The 25,733-nt window shown below is 56.6% G+C and carries 20 protein-coding genes; 9 read left to right on the top strand and 11 right to left on the bottom strand.

The features are described 5' to 3' along the window. Positions 1–370 precede the first annotated feature (370 nt). The 3 genes from SR894_RS03290 to SR894_RS03280 all read left to right on the top strand — a co-directional run bounded on the left by SR894_RS03290 (position 371) and on the right by SR894_RS03280 (position 2,955). Positions 371–1,225 (top strand): SDR family oxidoreductase, encoded by an 855-nt coding sequence (locus SR894_RS03290; RefSeq protein ID WP_088700682.1) that lies wholly within the window; start codon positions 371–373, stop codon positions 1,223–1,225. Positions 1,226–1,454: 229 nt separating this feature from the next. Further along, entirely contained in the window at positions 1,455–1,709 is a 255-nt protein-coding gene (locus SR894_RS03285) for a helix-turn-helix domain-containing protein (RefSeq protein WP_088700681.1), read from the top strand. Continuing rightward, entirely contained in the window at positions 1,696–2,955 is a 1,260-nt protein-coding gene (locus SR894_RS03280; RefSeq protein ID WP_223287881.1) for a type II toxin-antitoxin system HipA family toxin, read from the top strand. The genes SR894_RS03285 and SR894_RS03280 overlap by 14 nt, the downstream gene beginning before the upstream one ends. A gap of 43 nt (positions 2,956–2,998) precedes the next feature. Here SR894_RS03280 and SR894_RS03275 read toward each other — a convergent pair whose 3' ends face one another. Further along, on the bottom strand, positions 2,999–3,886 hold the full coding sequence (locus SR894_RS03275) for a MurR/RpiR family transcriptional regulator (RefSeq protein ID WP_223287882.1): 888 nt from the start codon (positions 3,884–3,886) through the stop codon (positions 2,999–3,001). Between the two features lie 141 nt (positions 3,887–4,027). On the opposite strand from SR894_RS03275, the gene SR894_RS03270 reads away from it, so the two are divergent. Together SR894_RS03270 and SR894_RS03265 are read left to right on the top strand one after the other, a co-directional pair. After that, a complete protein-coding gene (locus SR894_RS03270; protein ID WP_223287883.1) occupies positions 4,028–5,353 on the top strand; it encodes an aspartate aminotransferase family protein in 1,326 nt (441 codons plus the stop codon). A 49-nt stretch (positions 5,354–5,402) separates the two neighbouring features. After that, a complete protein-coding gene (locus SR894_RS03265) occupies positions 5,403–5,969 on the top strand; it encodes a carboxymuconolactone decarboxylase family protein (protein WP_223287884.1) in 567 nt (188 codons plus the stop codon). Positions 5,970–6,205: 236 nt separating this feature from the next. Here SR894_RS03265 and argA read toward each other — a convergent pair whose 3' ends face one another. From argA to SR894_RS03250, 3 genes are all read right to left on the bottom strand, one after another. Then, positions 6,206–7,519 (bottom strand): amino-acid N-acetyltransferase, encoded by a 1,314-nt coding sequence (gene argA / locus SR894_RS03260; RefSeq protein ID WP_133730757.1) that lies wholly within the window; start codon positions 7,517–7,519, stop codon positions 6,206–6,208. Between the two features lie 186 nt (positions 7,520–7,705). After that, entirely contained in the window at positions 7,706–8,971 is a 1,266-nt protein-coding gene (locus tag SR894_RS03255; RefSeq protein WP_133730758.1) for an inorganic phosphate transporter, read from the bottom strand. Positions 8,972–8,981: 10 nt separating this feature from the next. Next, positions 8,982–9,662, bottom strand: a complete 681-nt coding sequence (locus SR894_RS03250) for a TIGR00153 family protein (RefSeq protein WP_133730759.1) — start codon at positions 9,660–9,662, stop codon at positions 8,982–8,984. 137 nt (positions 9,663–9,799) lie between these two features. Here SR894_RS03250 and SR894_RS03245 point away from each other — a divergent pair, with 137 nt between their 5' ends. Continuing rightward, on the top strand, positions 9,800–10,699 hold the full coding sequence (locus SR894_RS03245; protein WP_133730760.1) for a CYTH domain-containing protein: 900 nt from the start codon (positions 9,800–9,802) through the stop codon (positions 10,697–10,699). Between the two features lie 51 nt (positions 10,700–10,750). Beyond that, the gene (locus SR894_RS03240) at positions 10,751–11,638 is read left to right on the top strand and encodes an ion transporter (RefSeq protein WP_133730761.1); all 888 of its coding nucleotides are present in this window, start codon (positions 10,751–10,753) and stop codon (positions 11,636–11,638) included. Between the two features lie 48 nt (positions 11,639–11,686). Here SR894_RS03240 and SR894_RS03235 read toward each other — a convergent pair whose 3' ends face one another. From SR894_RS03235 to SR894_RS03225, 3 genes are all read right to left on the bottom strand, one after another. Next, positions 11,687–12,463, bottom strand: a complete 777-nt coding sequence (locus SR894_RS03235) for a 5'-nucleotidase, lipoprotein e(P4) family (protein WP_133730762.1) — start codon at positions 12,461–12,463, stop codon at positions 11,687–11,689. Between the two features lie 190 nt (positions 12,464–12,653). Then, a complete protein-coding gene (locus tag SR894_RS03230) occupies positions 12,654–13,277 on the bottom strand; it encodes an L-threonylcarbamoyladenylate synthase (RefSeq protein ID WP_035576837.1) in 624 nt (207 codons plus the stop codon). Positions 13,278–13,333: 56 nt separating this feature from the next. Continuing rightward, positions 13,334–14,254, bottom strand: a complete 921-nt coding sequence (locus tag SR894_RS03225; protein ID WP_133730763.1) for a PHP domain-containing protein — start codon at positions 14,252–14,254, stop codon at positions 13,334–13,336. Between the two features lie 144 nt (positions 14,255–14,398). Here SR894_RS03225 and SR894_RS03220 point away from each other — a divergent pair, with 144 nt between their 5' ends. Beyond that, positions 14,399–14,698: a YciI family protein gene (locus tag SR894_RS03220; RefSeq protein WP_133730764.1), complete on the top strand. Its 300-nt coding sequence runs from the start codon at positions 14,399–14,401 to the stop codon at positions 14,696–14,698. 158 nt (positions 14,699–14,856) lie between these two features. Next, the gene (gene mnmC, locus SR894_RS03215) at positions 14,857–16,866 is read left to right on the top strand and encodes a bifunctional tRNA (5-methylaminomethyl-2-thiouridine)(34)-methyltransferase MnmC2/FAD-dependent 5-carboxymethylaminomethyl-2-thiouridine(34) oxidoreductase MnmC1 (RefSeq protein ID WP_133730765.1); all 2,010 of its coding nucleotides are present in this window, start codon (positions 14,857–14,859) and stop codon (positions 16,864–16,866) included. Between the two features lie 416 nt (positions 16,867–17,282). Here the strand turns inward: mnmC and SR894_RS03210 are convergent, their stop codons facing one another. The 4 genes from SR894_RS03210 to smc form a co-directional block, all read right to left on the bottom strand. Further along, positions 17,283–17,558: a YheU family protein gene (locus SR894_RS03210; RefSeq protein WP_035576829.1), complete on the bottom strand. Its 276-nt coding sequence runs from the start codon at positions 17,556–17,558 to the stop codon at positions 17,283–17,285. After that, positions 17,558–19,579 carry an NAD-dependent DNA ligase LigA gene (ligA, locus tag SR894_RS03205; protein WP_223287885.1) on the bottom strand — a complete coding sequence of 674 codons (2,022 nt, stop codon included), beginning with the start codon at positions 19,577–19,579 and terminating at the stop codon, positions 17,558–17,560. The genes SR894_RS03210 and ligA overlap by 1 nt, the downstream gene beginning before the upstream one ends. 166 nt (positions 19,580–19,745) lie before the next feature. After that, entirely contained in the window at positions 19,746–21,590 is a 1,845-nt protein-coding gene (gene zipA, locus SR894_RS03200) for a cell division protein ZipA (RefSeq protein WP_223287886.1), read from the bottom strand. A gap of 639 nt (positions 21,591–22,229) precedes the next feature. Further along, positions 22,230–25,724 carry a chromosome segregation protein SMC gene (smc, locus tag SR894_RS03195; protein ID WP_223287887.1) on the bottom strand — a complete coding sequence of 1,165 codons (3,495 nt, stop codon included), beginning with the start codon at positions 25,722–25,724 and terminating at the stop codon, positions 22,230–22,232. Positions 25,725–25,733: the final 9 nt, after the last annotated feature.

Here is a 25,733-nt window from a genome sequence, read left to right as displayed (position 1 = left end):
TGGCTGACTTAACTGTAGTGTTTACTCTTCAACTTGCAATTCCCCTCCGTGCTGACCCGACAACACTGCCAGCCCCACCATCAATTAAAAAATAATTAAAACAAAAACTTAAAATTAAAAAAGACGTCACACCAAGTATATGAGCAAACTTGATAGCATTAATAACCTGTCGCTATCAGGCCTATGGATGACCAACCGTTTTATTGCTCAGCATTCGCTTCCTGGTTTGCCGATGTTACTACCCTGGTCTACGTTAACAGCGTGAAGGCACTCGAGGATACGAGGGCCAGAGCAGCGGTTAATCCGTGATGTTTTACGATGACTAACCGTATGTGCAAACCAAATTGTGCCAACAATGGAGTGACCGCACATGAGTGATCAACACCAACCTCCCCAGCATCAGGATAAACAGCCGGGTGATGAATACGCCATGCGCCCAGAGCCCGAATACATCCGTGAAAGCTACCGGGGCGCCGATAAGTTACTGGACAAAGTCGCGATTATTACCGGTGGCGACAGCGGCATAGGGCGTTCAGTCGCCGTTCACTATGCCCGCGAAGGTGCCGATAGCGTGATCGTGCACCTTAAAGAAACCAAAGATGCGGAAGAGACCAAGCGACTGGTGGAAGCCGAAGGTCGTCGCTGCTTGGTTTTGAAAGGCGATGTGGCAGCGCCAGCGTTTTGCCGTGAGATCGTCAAGCGCACCCTCGACCACTTCGGCAAGATCAATATCGTCATCAATAACGCCGCAGAGCAGTACGATTGGGACGACATTACCGAGATCCCCGATGATCAGCTGCTGCGCACCTTCCAGACCAATATCTTCAGCCACTTCTATCTCACCAAATCAGCCCTGCCGCATCTCAGTGAAGGCGACACCATTATTGCCACCTCATCAATCAATGCCTTTAAGGGCAACGATACGCTGATCGATTACACCGCCACCAAGGGCGCCATTCAGGGGCTGGTGCGCTCGCTGGCGATGTCACTGATGGATCGCGGTATCCGCGTGAACGCCGTAGCGCCGGGGCCGGTATGGACGCCGCTGATTCCGGCAAGCTTTGAGGATGAGAAAGTGGCTTCATTCGGTGGCCAGGTACCCATGAAGCGCGCCGGGCAGCCTAGCGAAATGGGGCCTGCGTATGTTTACTTGGCCAGCGAGGAGTCCTCCTACATGAGTGGCCAGACCATGCACCTGAATGGTGGCGTTATCTTAAATACTTAAGCGTTTCTTATATAAGATATAGCGCGCATTTCCAGGGTGGCTTTAAGCCACCCTTTTGTTAGAACACGGTGCATAAAAGCACTGCACTACTACAATATTCCCGCTCGGGAATATTTCCTTCCAGAAAGCCTCTCCAATCACTGAAAATTACCGATCGGGAATAATCATAGCGCTTTGATCACTAATTTGGTCTATCATTACCGTACGGTAATTTTATCGGACAGTCGCTATGACCTCCCAAATAGAGAGTGCAAAACGTATTCGCAGCAGTGAAGAGCTGGGCAAGCTAGTTCAACAAACCCGGCGTGATCAATCACTGCTGCAAAGTGATATTGCCGGGCTTGCGGGTACAGGCAACCGCTTTATCGTCGATCTTGAGCGCGGCAAGCCAACCCTGCAGCTACAAAAAGTACTCGATGTGTTGGATCTAATGGGATTGGAAGTGGTTATACAGCGCAAAGGGAATCACCATGGCCGCCCATAGCGAAGCGCTTGACCTGTTCTGGGGGGAACTGCATGTCGGGCGTTTGTATAACACTCAGCCATTGCGATTTGACTATACCCAGGAGTGGCTAGCCAATAATCAAGCGAATAGCCTTTCGCCCCAGCTACCGCTGACTCAACAACGGCATAGCGGCGATAGTGTGCTGGCATACTTCGAAAACCTACTGCCTGAGGGCGAACTACGTCGCTATATTGAGCTACGCCACCACACCACCACTGTTTTTGGTCTTTTAAAGTCGATTGGCGGTGATACGGCGAGTGGCTACACCCTACTCCCGCAAGGTGAAACGCCTCGACCAGCCAGCTATCGCAAGACGAACTGGGAAGCTATAAACGACTTTCTGCATAATGAAACCCAGGGTGAATTAACCGGGCAGCTTGCTCCCCAAGCGCGAATTTCATTAGCGGGCGCTCAAAATAAACTGCTACTAATGGTACTCGATGATGGCAGCCCGGCGCTGCCTGAAGGGGCCGCGCCTTCAAGCCATATTTTGAAACCGGATATCCGGGGTTTGAAAGGCGTTTGGTGTTCTGCGCTAAATGAAACGCTCTGTATGCAACTAGCCGCCGCATTAGCGCTAGGAGTAGCTGAAACGACCTTCCAGCCTCAAACACGCGCCTGTTTAGTTAAGCGCTATGACCGTTTTTACGATGAGCACGGCAACTTACAGCGTTATCACCAGCTAGATATTTGCCAATTAGCAGGGACACCTTCCACCCTCAAATACGAAAGCGACGGAGGGCCTGGTCTCATTGAGTGTCGGCAGTTACTTCAGGCGGCGGGCGTACCCGCAAAAGACCTGCTGCGTTTTTCTCAGTGGTTTTTTTTCAACCTGTTTATTGGTAACAATGACAGCCACGCCAAAAACCTCTCTATATTGCAAACGCCGCAGGGCGTTCAACTAGCCCCGTTTTACGATCTCATGTGCACGACGCTCTATAGCGGTCTCTCGAACCGCTTTGCATTTCGAGTGTCAGGCATTGATCAGCCCGGCAGTATCGAACGCTCACACCTTGCTTCTCTCGCCCAGGCGTTGGGATTTAAACCTGCTTACTTCATGAGTTTAGGCGCACGTCTCGCCGATGAGATACTCAGCGTTTTACCCGCTGTGATAGAGGCCCTGCAGGAGGTCGCAACGCCAGGTACAGAGCATGTATTGTTAGAGCGCCTGTCTCGGCGCATTAAACAAAACTGCCAAAAAATGACAAAACGCTGGTCGGCTTAAGTAATGTTCTATCCGGATCAATATGACTGACTGGCCTCGCGTCTCACCGCCGCCTGGGGATAGCCGCCGAATAGGTATTGAGCTGCAAGAGGTGTTCATCCGCTTGCTGCAGAGCCTCTAGCGTCTTAGGCCGGTCGAATTCCGCCAATAAGCTGCACAGTACTTCGGAGACCGCTAATGCCGGGGTTAGCGTATGGAAAAAGCTATCGCTGTCCGTGGGGCAAAAAACAGCCTGCTCTGACAGCGCTACCAGCGGCGACACCTGGCTATCCGTAATCGAAACAATGCCTACCCCCTTATCTTTTGCCAGCTGAGCAAGTTCCAGCGTCCTTGTGGCATACGGTTTGATGGAGATAACAAGCATGACATCCTCAGGAGTAGCGCGAATTAAAGCGTCTCCGCCGGTTCCTCCAGGCCCATCCAGGTGAACCGAACGCTCGCCCAGTAGGGTCATCACGTAATGGAAGTGCCAGGCAACGGCATGGCTGGAACGTAAACCCAGCACGTAGATCTTTCTCGCTGACCTCAGCCTATCGGCGGTGGCTTCCAGCCGCCGTAGCGAATCGGGCTCACAGAGCTTAGCAAGCTGGGCACTCAGCCCCTGAAGCATGTGCGAGGCGGTATCGCTTGCTCCCCTTTCACTGCCTTCATCGGCCCGCTGGCGAACCTTCGCCGCAAAGCCATCGCTGCCCTGACGCAGCGCCGCCGCATGCTGCGCCCGGATATCGTCGTACCCTGCTAACCCCAAAAACTTGGCCAACCGGGTCATGGTGGCGGGTTGCACGCAGGCATTGCGCGCTACCTCGCGCATGGACACCAGCGCCACTTCCTCCGGATGCTCAAGCACGTAGCGAGCGGCCTGTTGCAGCTGCGCAGACATGGCATCGTACTGGGCAATAATCTGCTCTCTTAGCGAATCGCTTGACTGCATCGTGATGGGCTCTTTTAGAAACAATGATCCATGTGTTTCACACTATATTTAAATGATTTATTTGTTGCAAATATCTTTGTGAGTGTGCCAATCTCACTGTCATATGAAGGGCTCACCGTTTGATAATGAGGAAAAGAGGCTATGACGCGTATTCTTCACCGCGGTATCGGCGGGAAACTGCCTCATGCTGCGTCGGCACAGGGCGTCTATATCACCGATACCACGGGGCGTCGCTATCTGGATGGGTCGGGAGGCGCTGCGGTCACCAGCGTCGGGCACGCCCACCCGGAAGTACTGGCCGCCATGCGCGCGCAGATCGATAGCCTCTGTTACGCCCACACTTCATTTTTCACTACCGATGCCGCCGAAGCGCTTGCGGAAAAGCTCGTGGATTTAGCTCCCAAAGGGCTGGATTACGTCTATTTGGTGTCGGGCGGTTCAGAAGCCGTTGAAGCGGCGCTGAAAATGGCCCGGCAGTACTTTGTCGAGATTCATCAGCCCCAGCGGCGACATATCATTGCCAGACGCCAGAGCTACCACGGCAATACCATCGGTGCCTTGGCAACCGGTGGCAATGCCATGCGGCGCCAGCAGTTTCAGCCCATCCTGCCCGAAACCCACCATGTATCGCCCTGCTATGCGTATCGCGACAGGGCCAACGATGAGACGCCCGAGGCCTACGCTGCACGGCTTGCCGAGGAGCTTGAGGCGAAGATTCTGGAACTTGGCCCTGAAGAGGTAATGGCCTTCGTTGCCGAACCCGTCGTCGGCGCCACCTTAGGGGCGGTTGCCTCTGAGGCGGATTACTTCAAGCGCGTGCGTGCCATTTGCGATAAGTACGGCGTACTGCTGATTCTCGACGAAGTGATGTGCGGCATGGGAAGAACCGGCACCGTCTTCGCCTGTGAACAAGATGGGGTAACGCCGGATATCGTCACGATCGCCAAAGGTTTGGGCGGCGGCTATCAGCCTATCGGCGCGGTGATGCTATCGGCCAACATCTACGCCAGTTTTGCCAATGGGTCTGGGCTGTTTCAGCATGGCCATACCTATCTTGGTCACCCTGTGGCCGCCGCTGCCGCTAACAAAGTGGTTGAGATCATCGCACGGCCGGAGACGCTGGCTAACGTCAATGCCATGGGCATGAGATTGCAGAGCGGCCTTGAAGCGGCGCTCGGCGCATCGCCCCATGTTGGTGATATTCGCGGCAGGGGATTGTTTCGCGGTATCGAGCTGGTGGCGGACAGAGAGAGCAAAGCGCCTTTTGATCCAGCTCGCAAGCTTCACGCCAAGATCAAGCGGCAGGCCATGGCGCGCGGCCTGATCAGCTACCCGATGGGTGGCACCATTGATGGTATTCACGGCGACCATATTTTGCTGGCACCGCCCTATATCATTGCCCCTGATGAAGTCGATCTGATCATTGAGCGTATTGCCGACGCCATAGACGCCGCCATCGCCGAGTGATGACACACTGAATAACGATTTGAATAACCAGTCTGAAAGGAGACCACCCATGCCCTCTTCTCCCTGCCCACCTATTTCCGACGCCGACTGGCCTGAGGAGATCACTGATTTACGCGAGGGCTTTGCTGGCGCACTCAACGTTTATCGCACCATGGCCCATCACCCGGCCTTGCTTGAGGCGTGGGCACCCTTGCGCCAACACGTTGTTAAGGAGAATGCGTTAGGCCCGGAACTGACCGAAGTGGTGATTTTACGTGCGGGTTTGCGTATGGGCTCAGCCTACGAATGGGCCCATCATGTTAGTCGTGCACTCGCGCTGGGATTCTCCGAACAGCGGATCACTGCTATTCGCGGTACTCCCGAAGGCATTGACGGTCTTATCGTCAACGCCGTGGATGCGTTATTCGATGAGCGCATGCTGGCCCAGGAGCAGGAAGCAGAACTTGCTGAGGCGATCGGGCGTAAGGCAGTGATCGACCTGATCGCCATGGTGGGTTTCTATTCGGTGCTGGGCTATCTACTCAAAACCTACAACACACCGATAGATGACACTATTCAACAAGAAGCACAAAAACAGCCGGCGCTGTTTTCAATAGCGCCGGGGGCCACCTCATAAATCAGCGGTGCTAACGGTTGCCTCTTTTAAAGGGCTCTACGTCACTCAGTGTGGAATTAACTCTGCCAGCCTGATGGTTAGCTCCCGTGGGAGGGCGCTTCAGCGCGCGAAGGGTGCCGCACAGGCACCCCCTTGGCTTCATCATGTTAGGAGCTCAAATATTCGTGAACTGAAGTTCCCTCCCACAAAATAGCTAATGCGTAGTAAATACGACGGAGAGCCTTTTAAAAAGCGGGTTAGGTTAGTTGCTTGACCAGCACCTTCGATTTGCGGGCGTGGTTGTAGGTTTCACGCCTTAGCGTAGGTAGGTCTTCCAGGCTGGCGGCGCGGAAGCCGTGCTCGACAAACCAGTGGGCGGTGTGGGTGGTCAGCACGAATATTTCAGTTAAGCCACGCTGGCGGGCGCGGCGCTCCATGGCCTCCACCAGGCGCTCGCCCCGCTCGCCGCCGCGGTAGCTGTCGTGCACTGCCACGCAGGCGAGTTCGGCAATGGTGGTATCCGTAAATACATGCAGCGCGGCGCAGCCAATCACCATACCGTCGCGCTCGATCACCATGTAGTCATCGATTTCGTGCTCCAGGCGTTCCCGGGAGCGCGCCACCAGCATGCCCCGCCGCTCTAGCGGTTCCAGCAACTCCAGCAGGCCCGCCACATCATTGAGCGTGGCCGGACGCAGCTGCTCGTAGCGGTGCTGGGTAATCATGGTGCCCACACCGTCCCGGGTGAACAACTCACCCAGCAGGGCGTCATGGTTGTGCCAGGAGAGCAGGTGGGTGCGCGCCACGCCTTCCCGTGCGGCGGTGCAGGCGGCCTGTAAATGGCGGGCGAGCTCGCTGCCTGGCACTGCGGCACTTAAACGCGGTTCGGCTTCCGCTGGCGAAAGCTGACGCAAAAGCGCGCCCTGTTCATCTTCCAAACCTTCCGACTCACCAAGCAGAATCAGCTTGTCGGCCTTTAGCGCCACGGCGGCGTGCTGGGCGACTTCAGAAGCATCCAGATCGAACACCTCGCCGGTGCTGGAGAACCCCAGCGGCGGCAGTAGCACCAGCGAGCCTTTTTCCAGCAGGCCTTCAATGGCGCTGGCGCGCACCCGGCGCACTTCACCGCTGTGGTCGAAATCCACCCCTTCGCGCACGCCAAGGGGTTTGGCGGTGACAAGATTGCCGGAGATGACGCTCAGTTCCACACCGTGCAGCGGTGTGCTGGGCAAGCCCAGCGAAAGCCGCGCTTCCAGCCATAGCCGCTGATGGGCGGCGACCTGCTCCACATGGGCCATTACCGCACGGTCGGCGACCCAGCGGCCATCGATACGCGTGGGCTCTACGCCTGCGGCCGTTAGCGCTTCATGCACCTGGGGGCGAATGCCGAACACGACGACCAGGCGAACACCCAGAGTATGCAGCAGCGCCAAATCCTGAATCAGCTGTTCCCCTCGGCCAGACGCCATGGCTTCGCCTTCAATTAAGATGACAAAGGTTCGCCCCCGGTGGGCATTGATATAGGGGGAAGCGTTACGAAACCAATCAACAAAGGGGAAGCGCGTATCCAAGGGCCGCTCTCCGGCAGCAGGTGAAAGAAAAATCCAACGTTTACTACGTCCAATGGAGTACTTTACCAGAGCACAAAAAACAGCGGCACCTTCAAATGCAAATCTGCTCAATCTAATGCAGATAAACATGAAGATGCCGCTGTGATGGTATTGCTTATCGGTGTCTAAAAGCGTTCGAGCCTAACTTTAGCCGAACATGCCTTTGAACATAAAGAAAAACAGAATCGCGAGACCTGCCCCTGCGGGCAGTGTAATCAGCCACGACGCTGCAATTGTACCGATAACCCTTAGGTTCAACGCCGCCATGCCGCGTGCAAGGCCAACACCTAAAATCGCGCCCACCAGCGTGTGGGTGGTGGAAATCGGCAGACCAGTGCCCGAGGCCAGCACCACCGTAGTAGCGGCCGCCAAGGTAGCGGCAAAGCCACGGCTGGGGGTCAGCTCCGTAATCCCGGTACCCACGGTAGCGATGACCTTATGACCGTAGGTGACCAGACCCACTACAATGCCGCCGCCGCCAAGTACCAGCACCCACCAGGGCACCAGTGCAGAGCCGCCAATTTCACCGCCGGTTTGCACCACGCTGATGACTGCCGCCAATGGGCCAACCGCATTCGCAACATCGTTGGAGCCGTGGGCAAAGGCCATGGCACAGGCGGTGAAGATCATCAGCACGCCGAACACACGCTCTACGTTGGCATAGCCGAAGTGGTCGTTGGCATTGTGCTCAAACTTGATACGCCGCTGCATGATCAGGCCAATGCCCATAATCACCAGACCCAGCAGAATTGACAGCAGCAAGCTCTGATTAAAGGTTAGATCCAGCCCCACGTGGGACAACCCTTTGGTCAGCGTGACCATCGAGACGATGAAACCTACCAGAAACACATAGCCGGGTACGTAGCGTTTGGCAGCCGTGAATGGGTTGGCGTCCTCGAAAATCAGGTGGTGTACCGATTTAAACAGCACGAAACCGATGGTGCCTGCCAACAAGGGGGAGACCACCCAACTGGCGGCAATCTTGCCTACCGCGCCCCAGTCCACGGTGGCAGGGCCTAACCCTGCCACCGCAAAGCCGACGATCGCACCGACAATCGAGTGCGTCGTGGAAACCGGCCAGCCTTTCATGGAGGCCACTAGCAACCATGTTCCCGCCGCCAGCAGTGCTGCCAGCATGCCGTAGACAAGCAATTGCGGGTCACCCTGTAGCAGCTCGGGGTCGATGATACCTTTACGAATCGTATTGGTAACTTCGCCACCGGCTAGCCAAGCACCCAGGAATTCAAAAATGACCGCAATCAGGATGGCCTGCTTGATAGTGATCGCTTTCGACCCTACCGAGGTTCCCATGGCATTGGCGACGTCGTTGGCGCCAACGCCCCAGGCCATGAAAAAACCAAACAAACAGGCCAGGATGATAAAAATTTCACCGTGCTGGGCAATAATCAGCATGAAAGTCCCCTTAGCGGGCAGTCAGGATCTGCAGACGGCTACCCACGCGCTCGGCGCGGTCGGATAGTTCGCCAACCCATTCAATGATCTTGTAAAGAAAGATCACATCCACTGGTGGTAGCTGGCTTTCAAGCGAAAACAGCTGGCGGCGAATGGTGATTTGCTGGTCGTCGGCTTGGTGTTCGAGGGTGTGCAGCTCACGGATCATCTTCTGCATCACATCCGAGACGTTTTTGCCAAAGCCGGACTCAAGTAGATCCTTGAGCTCTTCCAGCGCTTGACGCGCTTGTGCCACGCAAGCAACGCTGGTTCGGATGTAGTTGCGCATTGGCTCGGCCAATTCATCCGGCACGCGCATTTTACGTCCCAGCATAATGCCGGTAATGTCACGCACCTTGTTGGCGATCTTGTCTTGTACGCTGATCAGATCAAGCAGATCAGAGCGCGACACCGGAAGAAACATGGTGTTGGGCAGGTTCAGACGCAGCTCTGTTTTAAGCGTATCGGCGTCATGCTCTAAACGGGTGACGTTTTCGCGCAGCTCAGCTGCTTTGTCCCAGTCATCAGCCAGGGTCGCTTCAAAAAACGGCAACAGCTGATCGGCACACTCATTCGCCTTGACGATATGGGCCAATAGCGGCTGGAATGGCGAGCGGCCAAACATCGAAGAAAAAGGATTGGAGGTAACCATAATGCCTTTTAGCCTATTTTCGGGGAGCCGGGAAATGGCGGCGCCAGTATAAAGAGTGCGCCCGCCGCCGTCATGAAAAGTTCACAAATGTAATCAAATATTCATCTAAATGTCACGATAACGAGGTGGCGAGCATCATGAAAAGCCCAAACCCCATGGAAGTGGAACTTAAGCTGGCCCTTGCCCCCACAGGCCCTGCGGCGCTTACTCAACACCCGTATCTCGCTTCCCACGCCGCTCATAAACAATCGCTGACCAATACCTACTTTGATACCCCTCAGGGTGATTTGGCCAAGGCTCGCATTGCGCTGCGTCTTCGCCAAGTAGACGGCCAGGTGCTGCAAACGGTAAAAACCGCAGGCCAGGGTGGTGGCGGTCTTTCCCAGCGCGAAGAGTGGGAGTGGCAGGTGGCTGGCCCGCAGTTGGATCTCGCTTCCATTGCCAAACTCCCTCCTTTTCAAGGCGAGCTTAGCGGCGTGCTAGATGCCCTCGTTCCCCAACTCAGCACCGATTTCACACGGCATAGCTGGCAGCTAAAAGAGGGCGTACAAGGTCAGGAGAGCCATATCGAGCTGGTATTGGATGAAGGCGAAATTATTAGCGGTGGCTACCGCACGCCGATACGCGAAGCAGAGCTCGAATTAAAAGGCGGCGAGCCTGAAGCACTGTGGGCGCTGGCATTAACCCTGGCTGAACAGGTGCCGCTACGGCCCTCGGACAGTAGCAAAGCGGCCCGTGGTAACGCGCTTAGCACCCGACACTGGCCTCTCCCCGAAGCGCACTCCCCGGCGGAGTGGCTCCACCGTGCCACGCTGGCGCTGGACGCCTACCACGACAGCCAACAAGCCAGTTTTCTAAACGATGCTCAGCAGGCGCTGGCCACCCTCGCCGAGCACCCCGAACTGGATGCCACCGCACGCGCTTATGCTCAGGCGCTTTCTGGCGCGCTCGATGCGCACGGCCAGCCCAAGGAGGCCTACGGTAAAGCGGCATTGGCACTCGCCCATCGCTTGGCGTACCAAACCGCGCTACGCTAGCGTTTAACACCCTTTTTAGAACAGCATTGAGGCTCACTTCAGGATGATGCGATGAATTTTCACCCAACACCCGGTGCAGAAGGCCTACGCACCCGCCTATTTCATATCATCTTTGAGTCTGACACGCCGGGGGCAAAAGCGTTTGATATCGCCTTGATCGTGGCCATTCTGATGAGTGTCACGGTCATAATGTTGGACAGTATCAAGAGTTATGACGAACGCTATGGTGAAGTGTTTTTCTACCTTGAATGGACGTTTACGCTGCTTTTCACCATTGAACTGGCGCTACGTATCTACTGCCTGGAAAAGCCAACGCTCTATTTAAGAAGCTTTTACGGGATCGTCGATCTGATTGCCGTGCTGCCCACATGGCTAGTGCTTTTGGTACCCGGTGCCCACGGACTGGTGATTGTTCGTCTGCTGCGGGTACTGCGTATTTTTCGTATTCTGCGCCTGATGGAGTTTGTCGGCGAAGCGCGACTGCTGCTGGATGCACTCAAACGGAGTCTGCGTCAGATTCTGCTATTCTTTAGCGCCATCTTGATGGTCATCACGCTTTTCGCAGCCTTGATGTACACCATAGAGTCTCCCGAGGCGGGCTTTACCAGTATTCCCATGTCCATGTACTGGGCTATCGTCAGCATGACCACCGTCGGCTACGGCGACATTGTGCCTGCTACCTCGCTGGGCAAATCCATTACCGTGATTCTGATGCTGCTCGGCTACTCAATCATTGCCGTGCCTACGGGGGTATTCTCCGCTCAGGTGATTCGCTCGATCCGTGAAGAGCGTTACTCAGAAGAAGCCTGCCCCGGCTGCGGTCACGAACGCCATGAAAAACGCGCCCGCTACTGCCTGCGCTGCGGCACTTGGTTAGACGAAGACAGCGAAGACCCGCGCAAAAAAGACGTCGACAAAAATGCGCCCCAGGACAGCTAAACTAGATAGCCAAACCAGGGGCGCGGAACGGAGTAGTTACTTAATCGATCACTCCACTTCGTGCGGGGCTTCCCAGGCGTCTAACTCAGCCTCGCTCCAGGCGCCATAGGTAGCGTTGGGGAACACGATCCAGTCGTTGCCAAAACGCTCGGCATTCTCTTCCACAAGCGCATGCTGCTGGTCAAGGTCGGCGCCCGCGAAGTCACCTGCGAAATCGTGAAGGGAATCACCCAGCTGCATCACCAGCGTGTGGTTATCCACCACTTCCGCGCGGCGCTCCGCCTTGGCAGGCCCCAGCAACATCACGCTCTGTTCAGAGACCTGGGGCAGCTCTAGCGCTTCCAAGGTGGCGATAGTGTCGGCCTCGTTCTCCTGGTAGCGATCAGAGACATAAAAAATGGCCACGCCCTGCTCATCCGCGTAATCCAGGAACGCTTTAGCCCCCGGCATTAAACGCGGCTCGCCTTCACGTTCCCAATGCTTCCATGTATCCCAGGTGGTGTAGTCGTGGCATGCCTGCATGTCGCGAACCAACAGCGGGCTATTGTCCAGCACCGTTTCATCCAGGTCGGTAATGATCGCCAAGTCGTCACTGCCGCCATGCGCCTCAATCTGATCTTCAAGCCGGTAGGTGGCGAGGGCAAAACCCTGACGCTGCAGAGCAGCGGCTTCAGCAGACTGCTGTTGATAGCGCAGGCCCATTGCATAGGCTTCCTGGGCACACATTTCTGCGTCATCGCTATCCGCGTGGCTGGTCAGCGGTAAAGCGGCAAGGCTGGCTAGGGCTGCAAGGGTGCAGAGGCGAGAAGGGAATGGCATCGTCATTGAATGATCTCCTGGGCTGGGCAATCTCAAAAAGACGAGGCGATTCCTCGCCTTAAAGGATCACGATTTATTATCGAAAAGAACCGTTAGGATCATATTTTATTTTCATTGAACAATCAAATAACTAAAACGTCAGAAAATCCCCCGTTCGCTAATACTAGGAACCGGGGATTTGCCTTGAAGTGTGCTTTTAAACGACGAAAGGAGAGATATCGCCGCGCCCTTCGCGGATGATTTTCGGCGGCAGTTCGCGCAGGTCGATGACGCTGGTGGGGTCTAAATGGCAGGCGCCGCCGTCGATAATCGCATCCAGGTGGGCGCCAAAACGTTCGCGGATCTCTTCCGGATCGTTCATGGGCAGGTCATCGCCTACCGGAATCAACGTTACGCTCATCAACGGCTCGCCTAAGGCGGCCAGTAACGCGTGGGTAATGCGATGATCCGGTACACGCACGCCAATGGAGCGACGCTTGGGATGCAGCAGCAGGCGCGGTACTTCTGATGTAGCATCCAGAATATAGGTGTAAGGGCCTGGGGTATGGGCTTTCAGCAACCGGAACACATCGTTATCCACCTTGGCGTAGGTGCCAATTTCCGAAAGATCTGAGCACACCAGGGTGAAGTTGTGCTTGTCGTCCAGCGAACGTATCCACTTAATCTTCTCAATGGCTTTTTTCTCACCCAGGTGGCAGCCAAGGGCATAGCCAGAATCGGTGGGGTACGCGACCACACCGCCTTTACGAATGATCGCAATCGCCTGGTCGATGAGGCGTTTCTGGGGGTTTTCCGGGTGAATCTGAAAATATTGACTCATTACTTACTCCTATCCGTAGGCATTATTCATACAGCATAGCTTAAGCGCTAAGCGAATCATTCCGCTTCCAGCCTACCTGGCGGAGCATCGCGCAGGTGAACCAACCGGGGATGCTGCCATATGGGTGGCGCCGCCGTGCGCGGCACTAGGCTCATGCTACCGGGGGCCACATGACTGCCAGGGAAGTGAAAATCGCTGCCCATGGAGGCGTAAAGGTCGCGCTCCACTAGCTGACGCGCCAGGTCGCGGGTGCTATCTGGGTTCTGCTGGCCGCTGACCAGTTCGACCGCTTGGCCGCCCGCCGCCTGGAAGGTATCCATCAACAGGCCACGCTTACGCCGGGTTAAGCCGTGGCGCAGTGGATGGGCAATGACCGCGACGCCTCCGGAATCGACAATCCAGCCCACCGCTTCGCTGATTTCCGGCCAGTGAGCTTTAACATCGCCCTTTTTGCCGCTGCCCAAATAGCGCTTGAAGGCACTGGCCCAGTCCGGCACCACACCTTCTGCCACCAGCGCGCGGGCAAAGTCCGGGCGGCCTAGCGGGCGATCACTGCCTGCGTGCAGGCGCGCTTTTTCAAGCGCGTCGGATAAACCGACTTTTTCCAGCCTTTCGGCAATCACAGCTGCACGCTGAATCCGCGCTTCACGCTGCTTAATCAGGCCTTCTACCATTGGCCCCTGTAAGCCACCGGGCATCAGCGCCACCACATGGATATTGACACCCTGCCAGCGTGTGGATAACTCACAGCCGGGGATAAGACATAGCCCTGCTTGCTCCGCCGCGTGGCCCGCTTCTTCAATGCCGTCCATGGTATCGTGATCGGTGAGCGACATGTGCGTCAGCCCGCGTTCAGCACACAGGGTTACCAGCTCGGTGGGCGATAAGGCGCCATCGGAAGCGGTTGAGTGCATGTGCAAATCAACTGGGTAGCGCTGATCGGCATCAAAGGTAGTGGGAAGTCGAGGCATAAGCATGACGCCGTGTGGCCAGTTTGTCAGAATGCGCTTTTCAGCTGTGAATAACCCCTTCGCAATGGGTAAGATATGGTGCGCGCTTATGCCAGTGCGGTCAATTAACGGTTACTTTGCATCCTCGTCTTATCAAGGAGTTAACCCTAAATGCTGTATGCCATTATGAGTGAAGATGTACCCAATAGCTTAGAGCGTCGCTTGGCGGCTCGGCCCGACCACTTGGCGCGCCTGGAAGCACTGCGCGCTGAAGGCCGCGTGGTATTGGCGGGCCCCCACCCTGCCATCGACGCTGAAAATCCTGGTGATGCAGGGTTTTCCGGCAGCTTGGTAGTGGCGGAATTCGGCAGCTTGGAAGATGCCCAGGCCTGGGCCGACGCCGACCCATACATGATTGCAGGGGTGTATGCCAAGGTAATTGTTAAGCCGTTCAAGAAAGTTATGCCTTGACGCCAATAGGCGAGTGTGGAGGGTTCGCCGGCTTTTTCACAGAGCCTGTGGAAAACTCTGTGCAAACCCGGCGGACGCTTTGCGCTAAGCCAGAGATAACGCCAGCGCTGACAAATTGATCATTTTTTAACCACCTGTTCATCAATACGGATACCTGCGTGACCCAACGTTCAAACGCTTTGCCACCGCTTGCGGCATTAACGACGCCAACCCTTACCTGGAACGAGGGCGCCCCCCACGCAACGGCGTTTGATGACATCTATTTCACCCGTGGTGACGGGCGCGCAGAGACTGAACATGTTTTTCTAGGTGCCAACCACCTACCCGAACGCTTTGCCGCCTGGGAAGCCGCGCGGCCCTTTGTGATTGGCGAAACCGGCTTTGGTACCGGGCTCAATATGCTCTGCGCCTGGGCCTGTTTTGAGCAACATGCGCCACCCAGTGCACGGCTACATCTGTTATCCACAGAGAAGTTTCCCCTTGATCTAGCTGCCCTTGAACAAGCATTGGCGAGCTGGCCCTCGCTGGCGACTTATGCACAGGCGCTGTGTGCCCAGTGGCCCGCTGCGGTGAGCGGCATTCACCGCCTGCACTTAACCGATCGCGTCACCCTTGATCTGCATTTCGGCGATACTACCGAGCGCCTGGAGCAGTTGGATGGCCAGGTCGATGCCTGGTTTTTAGACGGCTTTGCGCCGTCTAAAAACCCCGATATGTGGCAGCCTGAATTGTTCAACGCCATGGCCGCCCGTTCACGCCCCGGCGCAACTTTCGCCACCTTTACCTGCGCAGGCATCGTTAAGCGGGGCCTTAAAGCGGCGGGCTTTAGCTGGAAGAAAGTGCCGGGCTATGGTCGCAAGCGGGAAATGCTGGCGGGCAGTATCGAAACCCCGCCAACGGATCAGCGTCGTCAGGCCACGCCCTGGTTTACCCCACCGCCTGCGGCACCGGCCAAGCACGTTGTGATAGTCGGCGCCGGGTTGGCGGGAAGCAGCGTGGCGGCAGCGCTGGCACGGCGGGGCATTAAAGTGACAGTGGTGGAGCGCGAAGCACCCGGTGCGGGCGGTTCGGGTAACCGCCAGGGCGCGCTATATGTAAAGCTCGCCGCCGAAACCAACCACCAAAGCCGGGTTTATCTCGCAGGGCTGCTGTATAGCCAGCGCTGGCTGGCGCAACAACACGCTAACCAAACCTTATGGCAGCCCTGCGGCGTGGTGCAGCTAGCAAGCAGCGATAAAGAGGCACGCCGCCAGCAGCGTTTTATCGAGCAACACCCGCTGCCACCTGAAGTCGTCACGAGCATGGAAAACCCGGCGTTAACCGAGACGGCGGCAATCACCGTCAGCGCACCTCACGGGCTTTATTATCCACAGGCAGGCTGGGTAAGGCCCAAGGCGCTGTGTGAGCACTTGCTTAGCCAAGCAGGCATTAGCTTGCAGCAAGGTGAGGTTAGCTCCCTTACCCAGCGAGAGACCGGATGGCAGCTCAACTTGGCTGATGGCAGCACGTTGGAGGCGGATCAGGTGGTGATTGCCAGCGCCCATTTGGCTAACCGCTTTACACAAACGGCGGAGTTACCGCTGCAGTCGGTGCGCGGTCAGATTAGCGAGCTAACGCTACCCGATGAGATGGCGGGCCCTAAACACGTCGTCTGTGCTGGCGGCTATGTGGCGCCAGCTCTAGATGGTGTGCTGACCTTCGGCGCTAGCTTTGTACCCAATAATGCGACGACTGATGTCACGGCTGAAGACCACCAGCGCAATATCGATGAGCTGCGCCAAACGCTGCCGGCGCTGGTAGAAGAATTGGAACAGGCAGGCATTGAGCTGAGCCCAGACAATCTTAAAGGCCGTGCAGCTGTGCGTGCAGCAAGCCCCGACAAAACCCCTTACGCAGGGCCGGTGCCGGTAGCAGAAGCGTGGCGAACGGATTATTCGCTGCTGAGCAAGGATGCCACCCGCGTGGCGGAGACACCTGGCAGGCATTATCCCGGTCTGTGGATATCCACCGCCCACGGCTCGCGTGGGCTCGCCAGCGCGCCGCTCTGTGCCGAGGTAATCGCCTCACGAATCTGCGATGAGCCAATGCCGCTAGAGGCACCGTTGGTAGACCATTTACACCCAGGGCGGCGGATTATTAGTGGGATTATTCGCGGTGAGAATGCTTAATCAACAAATCTGCTAATAGCTATGGTGGGAAGCAGCTTTAGCTCGCAACCATTTTCGCGCGCTGAAGCGCCCTCCCACAATTAGCTGCTAGCCTGATAACTGCATCCGAGGGAGGTAGCTTTAGCTCGCGACCGTTTAGACTGCCAGCCTGATAACGGCACCCGTGGGAGGCAGCTTTAGCTCGCGACCGTTTAGGCTGCCAGCCTTACAACACTAGGGTGTCTTCGACACCCTTCGCGCGCTGAAGCGCCCTCCCACAATTAGCTGCCAGCCTGATAACGGCACCCGTGAGAGGCAGCTTTAGCTCGCGACCGTTTAGACTGCCAGCCTTACAACGCTGTAGTGCCCTCCCACAAAAAAATAGATAGCTTAGTGGCTTCATCCTGAACCGTGAGACACAAAATAGCTGATTACTATTAAATATCGCCCTCTTCCTCGTCGTCGGCGATATCGCGCCCAAACGAACGCCACTGAGCCAGGGTCATCACTTCGGTCATTTCTAGCTCAAGGTCGTGGGCGATAATCAGCTCATTGCGCTCAAGCTGCTTTTTCAGCTCGACGACCCAGCCGTGCATGCCCTCGCCCGTTGTATCGGTGGTGTCGTAGCCCTGGCGGGTCACAAACGCCTCCAGCAGGGCATTGAGGGTGTCCGGTGGCAGCATTCGGGCGGGTACTTCAATAAAACGGCTCATTAACGCTGCTCCCACTCTGCCAAACGTTCGATAAAGGTGGCTTCGTCCACAACTTCCACGCCCATCTGTTCAGCTTTGGTAAGTTTACTGCCCGCCGCTTCGCCTGCGACCAGACAGGTCGTCTTCTTCGATACACTACCCGCCACCTTAGCACCCAACGCCTGCAAACGCGCCTTGCCCTCATCCCGGGTCATACTCTCAAGCGAGCCGGTAAGCACCCAGGTCTGGCCTTCCAGCGGCGTGGGGCCTTGGGTGACTTCCGCCTCTTGCCAGGTAATGCCCGCCTCAATCAAGGCGGCAATGGTTTCCTGGTTGTGCGGTTGGCGAAAGAAAGTGTGCACATGGGCGGCTACAATCGGGCCGACATCGTTGACCGCTTCCAGCGCTTCCAACTCCGCGGCTTGAATGGCGTCAAGGGTGCCAAAGTGGTTGGCGAGATTGGCCGCCGTTGCCTCGCCTACTTCACGAATACCTAACGCATAAATAAACCGCGCCAAGGTGGTCGACTTAGCGGTTTCTAGCGCGTTGACCAAGTTGGTGGCTGACTTCTCACCCATACGCGGCAGGCTTTGAAGCTGCTCTACTGTCAGGTGAAACAGCGCCGCCGGGGATTCCACCCAATCCAAATCCACTAACTGCACGATCAGCTTTTCGCCCAAGCCGTCAATATCCAGCGCTTTGCGACTGGCGAAATGCTTGAGCGCTTCTTTACGCTGCGCCGCGCAGTAAAGGCCGCCAGAGCAGCGCGCCACCGCTTCGCCTTCAATACGCTCGATATCCGAACCGCACACCGGGCAGTGTTCGGGAAAAATGATCTTCCTGGCATCCGCTGGTCGCAGCTCGGTATGCACGCTCACCACTTGGGGAATCACATCACCGGCCCGGCGTATTGACACCGTATCGCCGATCATGACATCCAAACGTTTGATCTCATCAGCGTTGTGTAGCGTCGCGTTAGACACCGTCACACCGGCTACGGTGACCGGTTCCAGGCGGGCCACGGGCGTAATCGCTCCGGTACGGCCGACCTGAAACTCCACATCGTTAAGCGTGGTGACCTCTTCTTGAGCAGGATACTTGAACGCCACCGCCCAGCGCGGCGCGCGGGCAACAAAACCAAGTTCACGCTGGTGGCGCAGGTCGTTCACCTTGATCACCACGCCGTCGATATCAAAACCTAAGCCGTCGCGCTTTTCGCCCAACTGTTCACAGTAATCGGCAACCGCCTGCGGGCCTTTGACCACCTTCAATTCTGCACTGGCGCGAAAACCTAAAGTGGACAAACGCTGCATTAATTCGCTGTGCGCAGTATCACCTAAATCCGGCTCCAGGCGTGCAGCCTGATAGGCGTGAAACTCTAGCGGGCGTTTTGCCGTGATGCGTGGATCCAACTGGCGCAGGCTGCCTGCCGCCGCGTTGCGCGGATTGGCAAAGACCTTGCTGCCCTCTTCCCGGGCGCGCTCGTTCAGCGCTTCAAAGCCCGCATGGCGCATTATGACCTCGCCCCGCACCTCTAACAGCGCGGGCACGTTTTTACCCATCAGCTTGAGCGGTACCGAGCGCAGCGTGCGCAGGTTAGAGGTAATACCTTCGCCGGTGCGGCCATCACCGCGAGTCGCGCCGCTCACCAGCATGCCCTGTTCATACACCAGCGAAACGGCCGCGCCGTCCAACTTGGGCTCGCAGGTAAACTCAAGGTCGTCCGCCGTGCATTCAAGGCGTTCGGCCACCCGTTCAGCAAAAGCGAAGATATCGTCACGGCTAAAGGCGTTATCCAGCGACAGCATGGGGATAGCGTGGGCCACCGACGGAAAGCCATCCGCGGGGGCAGCGCCCACACGCTGGGTGGGAGAATCGGGAGTGACCAACTCCGGGTTCTCAGTCTCCAACTGCTGTAAGCGCTGAAACTTGCGATCGTAGTCGGCATCCGTCAGCGTCGGTTCATCCAGCACGTAGTAACGGTAGTTGGCCTCGTCCAGGGCGGCCCGCAGTTGGGTAATCTCTTCCAGAGGTTGACTCATTAAAGTGGATTCCAGTACTAGCTAAAACGGCAGCGAAAACGCAGAGCCTAAAAAAATAAAACAGAACGTGTCTAAAAGTAGAGCTTATTGAACAGAAACACCCGCCTTCTGGCAAGAAGGCGGGTGTTTCACAGCAAGTACCGCTTCGACGATTAGTGGGCGACGATTAGCGGGCTTGCAGTTGACGATGCAGGCGGTGGCGACGCTCAAACTCACGTACCCGCTGGCGGGCAAATTCGATCGTTTGTGCGGTCATTACGCTGCGGTTTTCGTCTTTTAGCTCACCGCCCATATGGCGTACCACCACCATGGCGGTTTCTACCATCGCCTCAAAGGCGGCGGCGCTATCAATGGCGCCAGGCAGTGGCATCAACAGCGTGATACCGGGCGTCATAAACTCACCCATCTCTTCAATGGGGAATGTACCCGGTTTAACCACATTCACCATCGAGAACTGAAGCTCGCTATCGTCGCTCTCGGTTTCAAAGCGGTGGAAAACACCCATTTCACTGCTGTAGCGCAAACCACACACCATCATCAGCTCAAGCAGCTTGGTGCCATCGAAGCCTTCTGGATCACGGGAAAGAACGCTAATCACTACGACTTCGTCGGCATTGGACAGCGTTTCTTTAGCGTGTTCACCGTTCACATCATGGCGCAGCGCTTTCTCTAATGTTGGATGTACGCGGACTCGCTCGTTCACCCCACGCTCGCCAGCGGCTTGGCCATCATAATCGTCAGCCTCGAAGCTTTCTTCATAACCCTCTTCGTGGGCTGCGTACTCATGGCTTGCGTAGCGACGCGCCTCTTCGTCAGCAGCATGCTGCTGGGCGGCTAGCCTGTCGGCGGCAGCCGCACTGGCCGCCGCTTCTTCACGAGCTTGGGCCTGCTCTTGAGCAAGGCGGGCACGCTCTGCGTCAGCGGCTTCTTTAGCTTCACGCTTCTGCTCTGCTTCCAAAGCCTTGCGCTCGGCCTTCTGCTTGGCCAAGGCTTGATCACGCACCGCTTTTTCAGCTTTCTTGCGCTGCTTCTCTTTACGCCGCGCAATCAAACGACGCTTCAGCGAGCGCCCCATGCCTTCAAAGTCGACCAAGCGATACTCATCAACTTCGTCATCATCCAAGTCGTCGTATTCGCCCGCTGTATCAGAACGCAACTGACGCCGTTTCGGCGAATGTTCATTGGCGTGCTTAGCAAATACGGCATCTTCTGGCTCAGCCCGCAGCACAGGCTCTTGGGTATGCTCTGGCTCCTGCTGAGGCTGGGTCGACACTTCGCTGTCTTTTTCATTGACAGTGAGCGAGATAGCCTCTGAAGCAGCAGGTTGAGACGCTTCAAGGTTCTCTTCTGCCACCGGAGAACTAGGCGTTGCAGCAGAATACGTAGGCTGCTCGATTTGTGGTTCAGGCTGCGCGGATTCTGATGCCTTGAACTGTGGGCTCTCTGTTAGAGACGAGTCAGCTTGAGTAGAGTTAGTTTGAGCAGAACCAGCGTGTGAAGAGTCAGTCATTGAGATACTGGGCTCACGGCGCTCATGTTCTGTGGGCGCATGGTGGGTAGCATAGCTAGCAGAAGACGTCGCCGCAGAAGTGACTGGCGGCTCTGACTTAACGGCTACGCTTGGTGCGGACTTAGCAGCTGATGCCACTTTATCGAGTTTATCTGCCTTATCAGCTTTGCGCTTGGCGGCTTTAGCAGAGGCGGAACGTCTAAACTCTGAAAGCACCCTAGAGGGCCCAGGATGCTCTTGACGTTCTAACTTTGGTTTATTTCCTAAGCCACTATAGTCTGCGGGTTTAACAACTCGAGCACCGCCATTTGGAAGTTCCCAATTGATCTCCGCGGCTTTAGCAGCCTCCTCGGGATCATCTAGCGAACTGCCGGAAAGGTCTTTCTCCGCCTGATCCAGACGGGGTACACGTCGCTGTCGTTGAAGTCTTCGCGCACCGTCAATAACGATGAGCGATACCAACGCCAGCCCTAAAATGATTAGCCACTCTCTTAGTTCCATGTCGAACGTTCCATGGTCGTCTTGCCGGTTGCTAAGGCACGGTGTCTAAAATGTCATGCCTGAATATAGGTAACGGCTATTGAATAATTACCTGCTATCAATAAAGCCAAGCATAGCGCGATTACTACCAAAAGGGCCAATTTTTGCTGCATTTAACGCGATTTTCACGCCATGGCAGAATTTTGCCTCTCTTTAAGCCAGAGAAATCTGACCTTAACTTCAAACAAAAGTGCCACGATCATTAGACCTAACATCTATAAATAGCTTTATAAAGGAATCCATGAAGCAAGAAAAGCCGTTTTGACAACCGACACACCCGCCATTGCGGATTCCTTCTATAAGCCGTTTAACCATCTCAAGCGCGCTATTAGTAGGGGTAATATAGTTAAGAAGAACGCTTTAGGACATTTTTTTACGCGTTTTGCCAACAAAAGTTTATCTACATGGCATTTGTCGCTTCAGCTTTGCTCTCTCTACTATCGTCAATAGTGCTAACGCCAAAACTGCTTTCGACAATAGCCTTCTTGATAAAATGCCCTCAACTGAAGTTCTCTTCCGAGAGCTCTGCTGCTTAGGCTAGATCCTTCCTGGACTCAGTCAGAAGCCATTCACTGCTGCCTAGTAGGTAAGCGAGTTGGTTTAATCGACCAGCGCCGCCGCTTCTTCAATACCCACCGAGACTAACCGCGAAACGCCGGGCTCTTGCATGGTGACCCCCATCAAGCGCTCGGCGGCTTCCATGGCAATCTTGTTGTGGGTGATATAGATAAACTGAACGTTTTCAGACATCTCTTTGACCAGCCTGGCGTAACGGCCCACGTTGGCGTCATCCAAGGGGGCATCGACTTCATCCAGCATACAGAACGGCGCGGGGTTAAGCTGAAAGATGGCAAATACCAGCGACAGCGCGGTCAGCGCCTTCTCGCCGCCCGAGAGCAGATGAATGGTGCTGTTCTTTTTACCCGGCGGGCGGGCCATAATCGCCACGCCGGTTTCCAACAGATCATCACCGGTTAGCGTTAGCCAGGCGGCACCGCCGCCGAATACCCGCGGGAACAGGGTTTGTAGTCCCGTATTCACCTGATCAAAGGTTTCGCGGAAACGCACGCGGGTTTCTTGATCGATACGCTTAATCGCCCGTTCTAGGGTTTCCAGCGCTTCGGTCAGCTCAGCGTGCTGCGCTTCCAGATAATTGCGTCGCTCGGCCTGCTGGTCGTACTCCTCAATGGCAGCGAGGTTGATTGCCCCCAAGCGGCGAATTTTGTCCGTGGTACTTTCAAGGCGCTCCTGCCAACGTGTCTCAGTGGCTTCCTGAGGCAGTTGCTCGGTGAGGGTTTCGACGTTATGTCCTAATTCAGCCAGTTGTTCGTCCTGAGTCGCGGCTTTGAGTGCCAGCGCCTGTGCTTCCATTCGCCGCTGCTGTAGCTGCTCGCGGCTCTGTTCCAGATTGCGCTCGTGCTGCTGGCGGGCCAGTTCGTCATTGCGCAGCTGTTCTGCCAGCGTCTGAGCCTGCTGACGAGTGGCGTTTAAGCGCCCTTCCTGCTGCTCGCGCTGATGAAGCAGCTCTTCGAGTTCTTCACCGGCCAGCTCGTCGGGCTCGATCAGCATTTCCCGTGACTCTTCCAGCTCAGCAATACGCAGCGAGAGTCGCTCTTCAGAGTCACTCGAACGCGCCTGCTGTGAGCGCAGACTATCGCGCTCGGCACTTAAGCGTTCGCGTTCCAGCGCCAACGCCTGCTGCTGCGCTTTGAGCGGGGCGTGTTGCTGGGTCAACTGGTCACGCGCTTCACGCTGCCGGTTGCGCTGCTCAGCGCTGGTTTCCCGCGCTTGCGCCGCGCTTTCCAACTGTTCCATCGCCACATGCCAGCGGGCACGCTGCTCGTCGATGGTAAGCGCTAACTCCGCCTCATCCTCTTGCAGTTGGGCAAGCTCTTCATCGAGTTCAGTGGCGCGACTTTCAAGATGCTCCAGCCGCTGGGCCAGGCTGCGCTCTTTTACCGCCAGCTGTTGCAGGGTGGCGGCGTGGGCGCGTTCCTGTTCGGCCTGCTGCTCACGGGACTGCTCCAGCGTTTCAATGGTCTCACTGGCCGCTTCACACTGCGCTTCTGCCAGCGCCAGCGCCTCTTCTTCACTTTCGCGTTGGGCGGTCAGTTCGGCGTAGCGGCGGCGCGTTAATAGCAGCCCGTCGATACCTTCGCCGTTGGCCTGCTGGTTCAGCCAGCCGCGGCCCAGCCAAACGCCATCCTGGCTTACCACGCTTTCACCGGGTGCGAGGTGCGCTACCAGCGCCTCCGCTTGTTCTGCCGTTTGCGTATAGTGAATGCTTGCTAACCACTCGCCCAACGCACCGGCGCCTTTGACCAAACTGTCTAATCGCTGGCCAGAGGTTGAGGCGGCTGGCGGTGTCTGATCAATCAGCCGCCACTCCGTGGCTAAGGCTTCAGGTAAAGCGGCCAGTTGGTGGCGGTTTACCAGACGGGCATTGAGCCAGGGCGCGAGCAGCCAGGACACCAGCGTTTCCCAGCCGGGCTCAACCTGCAGTGCTTCACCCAGTTGAGGGGCATCCGCTAAACCATACGCTTCTAAGGTCGTACCAATAGCAGGATCGTGATCCACCAGGGCAGCGTCAATCAACGCCTGAAGTGAGGCCAACTCACCCTGGCGCTGACTGAGTTCGGCGCGCTGATTGTCCCGCGTCTGAGTGGCCTGCTGGTAGGCTGCTTTAGCATCGCCGTAGCGCTGCTGCCATTGATCGCGCTGGGTTTGAAAACCTTCCGCCTGCTCCTCGGCTTCGGTCAACTGCGCCTGGCACACAGCGTGCTCTTCGCGTAGCGCGGTGAGATCGGCTACCTCGCTACGCTGCTGACGGCGGCGCTGATTTTCAGCCTGTAAACGCTGAATACGTTGCTCAAGGTCGCGCAACTGATCCTGGCTGCGATCTGCATCGCGGCTGGCATCCCGCCAGCGGGTTTCGGCATCGGCCCACTGCTGCTCGGCGGTTTCCAGCGCGGGAGACGCGTCGGCCAGCGCCTGCTCCAGGCTTTCTAGCTGCTCCTCCAGCGCTTCATGCTCGGGGAGCAGATCTTCAAAGCGCTCGTCAATGGCAGCTAAACGCTCCTGATCACCTTCGCTAACGCGGCGCTGCTCGTCCAATTCGCGCCGAGCCGTGGCGATGTCGCTGGCCAGCTGGGTTTCACGGCTACGCCGGTGGGCCTGATCCTGTTCTAAACGGGCGATGCGCGTAGTGGTTTCAAAGAACTGCTGCTGATGGCGATCGAGCACCTCAGAAAGTTCATCGTGCTGCTCCCGGGCCTGCTCCAGGCGGGTTTCGCACTGGCGGACGCCGAAGACATCTTTTTCAACGGCTATTTCCAGTTCGCGGACACGGCTCTCTTGATGCGATTGCTCGGCACGCAGGGCGCGCCCGCGCAATAGCGCCAGCTCGCCCTTGAGCCGATACTCCTGCTCCTTGAGATCTTGATAGCGCTTGGCGGCTTCGGCCTGGCGCTTGAGACGCTCTAGCTGTTTATCCAGCTCTTCGCGTATATCGTCAAGACGCTCCAGGTTCTCCTGGGTGCGCCGCATGCGGTTTTCGGTTTCCCGGCGGCGCTCCTTGTACTTGGAGATACCCGCGGCCTCTTCAAGCGTCGAGCGCAGATCGTCGGGGCGGGCTTCGATCAGCCGCGAGATCATCCCCTGGCCGATAATCGCGTAGGAGCGCGGCCCCAGACCGGTACCCATAAACAGGTCGGCGATATCGCGCCGACGGCATTTCTGGCCGTTAAAGAAGTAGTTGGATTGTCCGTCGCGGGTGACCAAGCGCTTAACGGCAATTTCCGCGTACTGGGCGTAAACACCGCCCATGCCGCCGTCGCGGTTGTCGAACTTGAGTTCTATGGACGCCTGGCTGATCGGTTTACGGCCGGTGGAGCCGTTAAAGATAACGTCGACCATGGATTCGCCGCGCAGGGTTTTGGCGGATGACTCCCCCATCACCCAGCGCACGGCGTCAATAATGTTGGATTTACCGCAGCCGTTGGGGCCCACGATAGCAGTCATATTGCCATCGAAGGGTACCGTGACGGGATCCACAAAGGATTTAAAACCGACTAAACGAATCGACGTTAAGCGCATACCGAAGCG

This window comes from Vreelandella neptunia, from assembly GCF_034479615.1.
In the GTDB taxonomy this organism is placed as follows: Bacteria; Pseudomonadota; Gammaproteobacteria; order Pseudomonadales; family Halomonadaceae; genus Vreelandella; species Vreelandella neptunia.
This window is presented reverse-complemented; position numbering and strand designations above follow the sequence as displayed.